The 6,916-nt window shown below is 40.4% G+C and carries 4 protein-coding genes and 9 tRNA genes; all 13 read right to left on the bottom strand.

Going from position 1 to position 6,916, the window contains the following annotated elements:
- Positions 1–382: 382 nt before the first annotated feature.
- The 13 genes from adhE to Hs30E_RS09960 all read right to left on the bottom strand — a co-directional run bounded on the left by adhE (position 383) and on the right by Hs30E_RS09960 (position 6,891).
- On the bottom strand, positions 383–2,980 hold the full coding sequence (gene adhE / locus Hs30E_RS10020) for a bifunctional acetaldehyde-CoA/alcohol dehydrogenase (RefSeq protein ID WP_172209807.1): 2,598 nt from the start codon (positions 2,978–2,980) through the stop codon (positions 383–385).
- 307 nt (positions 2,981–3,287) lie between these two features.
- Entirely contained in the window at positions 3,288–4,346 is a 1,059-nt protein-coding gene (locus Hs30E_RS10015) for a SepM family pheromone-processing serine protease (RefSeq protein ID WP_172209806.1), read from the bottom strand.
- Positions 4,339–4,821, bottom strand: coding sequence for a pantetheine-phosphate adenylyltransferase (gene coaD, locus Hs30E_RS10010; RefSeq protein WP_172209805.1), 483 nt, complete (start codon positions 4,819–4,821; stop codon positions 4,339–4,341). Before coaD ends, Hs30E_RS10015 begins: the two co-directional genes overlap by 8 nt.
- A gap of 1 nt (position 4,822) precedes the next feature.
- Positions 4,823–5,365 carry a 16S rRNA (guanine(966)-N(2))-methyltransferase RsmD gene (rsmD, locus tag Hs30E_RS10005; protein WP_172209804.1) on the bottom strand — a complete coding sequence of 181 codons (543 nt, stop codon included), beginning with the start codon at positions 5,363–5,365 and terminating at the stop codon, positions 4,823–4,825.
- A 344-nt stretch (positions 5,366–5,709) separates the two neighbouring features.
- A tRNA-Pro gene (locus Hs30E_RS10000) sits at positions 5,710–5,783 on the bottom strand.
- Between the two features lie 155 nt (positions 5,784–5,938).
- Positions 5,939–6,012: transfer RNA gene (locus Hs30E_RS09995), tRNA-Arg, on the bottom strand.
- 99 nt (positions 6,013–6,111) lie between these two features.
- Positions 6,112–6,197: transfer RNA gene (locus tag Hs30E_RS09990), tRNA-Leu, on the bottom strand.
- Positions 6,198–6,211: 14 nt separating this feature from the next.
- A tRNA-Gly gene (locus tag Hs30E_RS09985) sits at positions 6,212–6,283 on the bottom strand.
- A 21-nt stretch (positions 6,284–6,304) separates the two neighbouring features.
- Positions 6,305–6,377 (bottom strand) — tRNA-Thr (locus Hs30E_RS09980).
- Positions 6,378–6,513: 136 nt separating this feature from the next.
- Positions 6,514–6,595: transfer RNA gene (locus tag Hs30E_RS09975), tRNA-Leu, on the bottom strand.
- 3 nt (positions 6,596–6,598) lie between these two features.
- Positions 6,599–6,671: transfer RNA gene (locus Hs30E_RS09970), tRNA-Lys, on the bottom strand.
- A 42-nt stretch (positions 6,672–6,713) separates the two neighbouring features.
- Positions 6,714–6,786: transfer RNA gene (locus Hs30E_RS09965), tRNA-Asp, on the bottom strand.
- 32 nt (positions 6,787–6,818) lie between these two features.
- A tRNA-Val gene (locus Hs30E_RS09960) sits at positions 6,819–6,891 on the bottom strand.
- Positions 6,892–6,916 lie beyond the last annotated feature (25 nt).

Genomic DNA, 6,916 nt, shown 5'->3' with positions numbered 1-6,916 from the left:
TAACGAAAGTTTAACAGATTTTTTATGAAAATTAAAGCGGTTAGGGAAATAATCGTCTGAAATAGCTATTTAACTTGTGAAATTTCGGAATTTGTCGGATAAATTAAATTTATGAAATGACCGTGACAGGAATGCGCGAAATTGTACACTCGTTTAACTATAGAACATCTCTAAAAAAATGAACCAGCTACCGACTTCAGACAAAATTTTTGTCATTTCAAGGAATTGCTAGTGACAAATAATGATGAATTGGCATAGAAAATATGATTAAGACTCTCCCTAAATATTTCGATTTTCCCATCTTACTTCTGCAATACTCGGTTCATGAAAAAAATCTCACTAGAACAAACGCTAGCGAGATTTTTAAATACTATTTACTCAATTAACCTTTATAATCATAGGCAACTTCAATGATACCTTTAAGCTCAGAAATCAAAGGTTCTTTCGGATTAGCAGTCGTACATTGATCTTCATATGCCTTTTCAGCCAAATGATCAATTTCTGCCTCCATTTGTTTCTTCGTCAAGCCTTGCGCTTTCCAGTTCATTTCGATACCAGTCTTCACACCAAGCTCATAAACAGCGACTGCCAACGCCTCAACAAGTTCAGCAGTTGTGTTACCTTTCAAACCAAGGAAACGCGCAATGTCAGCATAGTCTTCATCCGCACGGAAGAAATCATATTTAGGGAACATCGCATGTTTTTGCGGATCTTTCGCATTATAACGAATGATATGTGGCAGAAGAATCGCATTTGTACGACCGTGAGGAATGTTCCAAGCACCACCAACTTTATGGGCAATAGAGTGACAAATACCAAGGAAGGCATTGGCAAAAGCCATACCAGCCATTGTAGAGGCATTGTGCATTTTTTCACGCGCCAATTCATCGCCAGTTTTAACTGATTGTTCAAGATATTCAAAGACAATCTTGATGGCTTGCAATGACAAACCACGTGTGTAATCAGATGCCATAACTGACACATAAGACTCAATCGCATGCGTCAAGACATCCATACCAGTATCCGCAGAAACGCCAGCAGGTACTGACATAACAAGTTGCGGATCAATAATTGCCACATCTGGTGTCAAAGCGTAATCAGCAAGTGGATATTTTGTATGGTCATCAGAATCAGTGATAACGGCAAATGGCGTTACTTCTGAACCTGTACCAGACGTTGTTGGAATACAGATGAACGTTGCTTTTTCAGCATAGTTAATCTTGTAAGCACGTTTACGAATATCCAAGAATTTTTGCTTAGCGCCAAAGAAATTAGTATCTGGGTGCTCAAAAAACATCCACATGCCTTTAGCAGCATCCATTGCTGAACCACCACCAAGAGCGATAACTGTGTCAGGTTGGAAACTGTTAAACACTTCAAGACCTTTGTAAACCGTGTTTGTAGACGGGTTAGGCTCAACATCTGAGAAAACTTCAACACGCGGGTCGTTAGGATTTTTCTCAAGTTGTTTGCGAACAAGGTCAGCATAACCAAATTGTACCATACCTGGGTCACAAACAAGCATGACACGTTCAGCCTTGATTTGTTGCAAATAAGTGATTGAGTTCTTTTCAAAGTAAACTTTTGGTGGCAATTTGAACCATTGCATATTATTTCTCCGTTTAGCAAGTGTTTTAACATTGATCAAGTCAACTGCAGACACGTTATGTGAGACTGAGTTATGACCATAAGACCCACAACCAAGTGTCAATGACGGAATCATTTCATTGTAAATGTTACCGATACCACCCTCAGCAGCTGGTGTATTGACAAGAATACGACAAGCTTTCATGCGGATACCAAAGTTAAGCGCAAGCTCTTCATCTTCAGTGTGAATAACAGCCGTGTGACCAAGACCACCAAGGTCAAGCATCGCCTCACAAAGGTCAAGACCTTTTTCGGTAGAATCAGCTTTAACCATAGCCAAAACTGGTGACAATTTTTCACGAGAAAGCGGATAATCAGCACCAACACCACCGATTTCAGCGATAAGCATTTTAGTTTCAGCAGGCACTTTGATACCAGCCAATTCAGCAATATATTTTGCTGAAAAACCAACGATTTTCGGATTAACCGCATGACCATCAGGCAACATCACAGCAGCCTCAAGTTTTTTAAGTTCATCTTTTGATGAGACGATGTAAGCACTGTGTGCCAAAAACTCTGCTTTAACTTCGTCATAAACTTCTGTATCAACGATAACAGCTTGTTCAGAGGCACAAATCATTCCGTTATCAAACGTTTTTGAAAGGAACAAGTCATTAACAGCACGTTTGATTTTAGCCGTTTTTGTAATATAACTTGGTGTATTACCAGGACCTACGCCAAGCGCTGGTTTGCCTGTAGAGTAAGCAGATTTAACCATTGCACCACCACCAGTTGCAAGCACTGTGGCAACAGTTGGATGATTCATCAAAAGACCAGTCGCTTCGATTGAAGGCGTTTCAACCCATTGGATACAGTCTTCAGGCGCACCCGCCGCAATTGCCGCATCAAGAACAACTTGTGCTGCTGCTGCAGATGATTTTTGAGCTGACGGATGGAAAGCAAAGATAATCGGATTACGTGTTTTAATCGCAATCATTGACTTGAAAATTGTTGTTGACGTTGGGTTAGTCGTTGGTGTCACACCACAAATAACACCGACTGGCTCAGCAATTTCAACAATACCCGCCTCTTTATCTTCAGCAATCACACCAACCGTTTTGTTATCTTTGATTGCGTTCCAGATATACTCAGAAGCATACATATTTTTGATCGCTTTGTCTTCGTAAACACCACGACCAGTCTCCTCCACAGCCAATTTAGCAAGTGGCATGTGTTTGTCAAGCGCAGCCATTGCCATTTCATGAACGATATGGTCAACTTGCTCTTGGTTAAGCTTTTCAAGCGCTTTAAGCGCCTTTGCACCCTTTGCAGCAAGCCCGTCAATCATGCCTGCAACATCAAAAGTTTCCGTTTTTTCTACTTTAGTAGCCATTTTTTCTCCTTATAAATGGTCGTTACGTTAAAATCGGGTAAGTTAGTGAAAACATTAACTTGCCTTATATCCTTATTATAGCACTTTCCAAAACTTTGTAAAGTGAAAAATTTCACTTTTTTAACTTGTGAAATACCAAGTTTGTGATTTTTTTAATTTGATAAATAAAAAAGCCGATTTTACAAGATATTTATTTCACAAACTTAAACAAAAAAATTTCCTCAAAATTTGATTTCACAATCTCGTTTTGAGGAAATTTTAGTTATCTAGCACCTCTTTTTCAGTCAACAAACTTCCCTAGAGGCTTTTAATTCTTTTCCAAATAATCAATCGCATCCTGAACTGTTTTTACAGGTACAATCTTCATCTTCGTTTTCAATTTCTTAGCCGCAGCCACAGCTTCTTGATAATTTGACTTGATATTCTTATCATACTTCTTCATCTCAGCTGTAATCTCATCATCAGGCGCAAGGAAAATTTCAGCACCATTCGCATTTGCCGTTGCCACTTTTTTATCAATTCCACCAATTCGACCAATTTTTCCAGCCATTTCAATCGTTCCAGTTCCTGCAATTTCACGATCTTTGGTCAAATCTTTAGTCAATAATTGAGAATAAATCTCAAGTGTGAACATCATTCCCGCAGACGGTCCACCAATTGCACCCGCATCAATCTCAACAGCAGGTGTTGATTTTACCGTTGTATGATCAACCAAGGAAATACCAATCCCCGCTTTCCCATCAGAAATCTTAATTGTCTTGCCATCAGCCGACTTTTTCTCACCCATTTCATCTACATATTGAACCGAAATCGGCACATCAATCGCCAAAGACTTGATATAAGTCATCAATTCCTCCGAAGATTTAAATTGCTTATCATTGACCCCTGTCACCGTATCCGAAATATGCAAAACATTCTTAAAAGTCGATTTTTCTAACACATCTAGCACATAAACACCCTGATAATCCAACTCAAACGGCTTATCCGCCAACTTAAACGCCTCATAAATCGCCGCATTTTGCGCACTCTCCATATAAAACGCATTCATCCGCATATAGTCGCTATCCGACTGTTCACCCATCATATCTTCTTTACTATAAACATCCGTAAAATCAGTCGCCGCCGCATAAATCAAGCTCAGCCCCGTCGCTTGCATCATAGAAACAGTCGTCAAATTCAGCGACCCTTTCTCAACCAAGCTAGCCTTATCAACACGCACCATTTCCCCAACATTTTCAGTCGTACCAGGCAGCTCGATATAATAAGGCAATGGTACAAACACACCAACAACTGCTAAAATTGCAACAACGATAGCAACCAGCCATCTTTTTTTAACAAACGATTTCTTATTCTTATTTTTATTCAAACTTCTTCTCCAATTCTATTTTTACAAGCTCAGGTACCCAAGGCGACACATCAACGCCAAAACGAGCCAACTCCTTAATCCGCGTACTATTGAGATATTGCAAATTAGGACTCGCAACAAGTAATACCGTCTCAATTCCAGTCATCTGACCATTAAAATAAATCATCTCAGACTCATAAGCCAAATCTTGCGCATTTCGCACACTTCTAACCAAAGCCGTCACACCTAATTTTTCAGCCACATTAACCGTCAAATCAGCCTCATGCACAATCACAACAACATTTGAACATGCCAACAAAAGCTTTTCAAACAGCACCTTACGCTCAATAGCAGAAAAAACAGGCTCTTTTTGATTATTTTGGAAAATGCCAACATAAAGTGTGTCAAATAATTTTGCAGCACGCTTGATAATATCCAAATGACCATTTGTCATCGGATCAAAAGTTCCCGTATAAAGCCCGATTTTATCACGCATTTTAACTCCTCTCATAAATCGTAATCTTTGAAATACCATATCTCTTTTGCTTAACAATTATAAAATCAGCAACATTTTCTGGCAACACAACTGACTTATCCGTCTCACAAACAATTATCGCATCATGAGAAAGTAAATCTCGCGCAAGTAACAACAAAATATGTTGCTCAATCTCCTCCTTAGCATAAGGCGGATCTAAGAAAATCAAATCAAATTGACCAACCAAACGCCCAATCGCACGCTTAACATCCATTTTCAAAAGTTGAAACTTCTCAACTTCCTTAGTCATCTCCAGATTAGCTTGAATAACCATTTGCGCCTTACGATCACGTTCAATCAAGACAGCACAAGACATGCCCCGAGAGACAGCTTCAATCGCAAGCCCACCACTCCCAGCAAACAAATCCAACACTCGGCCACCCTCAAAATATGGACCAATCATAGAAAATATCGCCGCTCGAACCTTATCCCCCGTCGGACGTGTTGTTTTGCCATCTAGCGTTTTCAAACGACGCCCACCAAACCTACCTGCAACAACTCGCATACAACCACTCCTCAAAATAAAACAAGCAACATCTATTAACCCTGTGAATCCCCAAACATGTCACTACAAAACGCTCGAAATATTGAAATATCAGCATTCGTGATAAAAGATGTTCAGTTATATTCATAGACTTATAACTACATATTTTTTTATAAATGCCTATTTTTCGGTATTTCAAAGGATTAGTAGTGATATGTTCGGGAATTTAGGGTTCACGCAAATAATCAGCCATTCCACACTCAACATCCGCATTCAAAAATTCAGGATACGAATGAAATCAATGAGTTGACAGAAACTAAATGAATATATAACAAAAAACAACCTTAACCAAGGTTGTTGACTTATCGGGAAGACAGGATTCGAACCTGCGACACCTTGGTCCCAAACCAAGTACTCTACCAAGCTGAGCTACTTCCCGAATTGTTTAACGTTAGTCAAACACTCTATATGTTCAATTACTTGTCTTGACTACGTCAAGCTCACTTCATTCCGATTGCCACGCAATCTCAAGCAATTTCACATGAAAATTTTTCCGCCCTACAAAAGCTAACTTTTGACACTCCAAAATTTTCATGCACCCTGCAGGATTCGAACCTGCAACCGCCTGATTCGTAGTCAGGTACTCTATCCAGTTGAGCCAAGGGTGCTTTACCTACATTGACTTATAAAAAAACTTGAATCAATCTTTTAAAATCACATTACCAGATTAAGCTACTGATAAACAAAATCACCAACTTACAAAGTAATGCCGAGGACCGGAATCGAACCGGTACGATAGTTACCCATCGCAGGATTTTAAGTCCTGTGCGTCTGCCAGTTCCGCCACCCCGGCTTTCCTCTAGCCTAAGCGAAAGACGGGGTTCGAACCCGCGACCCCCACCTTGGCAAGGTGATGTTCTACCACTGAACTACTTTCGCATATTTTATTATTCAATTTAATGCCGGCTACATGATTTGAACACGCGACCCTCTGATTACAAATCAGATGCTCTACCAACTGAGCTAAGCCGGCTAAGGCTATTATCCGACTTACTCAGTAGAGCATCTGAGATGATGAAAACTTCCGTTTTCTCTACCCACAGATTGAAAGCAATGCTTTCAACTCTACCAACTGAGCTAAGTCGGCTAAGGCATTCGTCTTTCAACGATGCGGATGAAGGGACTTGAACCCCCACGCCGTTAAGCGCTAGATCCTAAATCTAGTGCGTCTGCCAATTCCGCCACATCCGCTTATGACCCGTGCTGGGCTCGAACCAGCGACCCATTGATTAAAAGTCAATTGCTCTACCAACTGAGCTAACGAGTCAAGTACTTGGTTTTCATTTGAATACTTTCTAAGTAAACAAAACGGTCTCGACGGGACTTGAACCCGCGATCTTCGCCGTGACAGGGCGACGTGATAACCACTACACTACGAGACCTTTTTCAATTATTCCATTAGGCATACACCTAATGGGAGTTGAGGGGTTCGAACCCCCGACCCTCTGCTTGTAAGGCAGATGCTCTCCCAGCTGAGCTAAACTCCCATACGAACTTTAACTCAACTGCCCT

The sequence above is a fragment of the Pseudolactococcus hodotermopsidis genome (genome assembly GCF_011170085.1).
GTDB classification, from domain to species: Bacteria; Bacillota; Bacilli; order Lactobacillales; family Streptococcaceae; genus Pseudolactococcus; species Pseudolactococcus hodotermopsidis.
Note: the sequence above shows the minus strand (reverse complement) of the source record. Positions and strands in the feature narration are given on the sequence as shown.

Coding starts and splice junctions, on each gene's coding strand:
- adhE (WP_172209807.1), bottom strand. CDS start 2,980: ATGGCTACTAAAGTAGAAAAAACGGAAACTTTTGATGTTGCAGGCATG.
- coaD (WP_172209805.1), bottom strand. CDS start 4,821: ATGCGTGATAAAATCGGGCTTTATACGGGAACTTTTGATCCGATGACA.
- rsmD (WP_172209804.1), bottom strand. CDS start 5,365: ATGCGAGTTGTTGCAGGTAGGTTTGGTGGGCGTCGTTTGAAAACGCTA.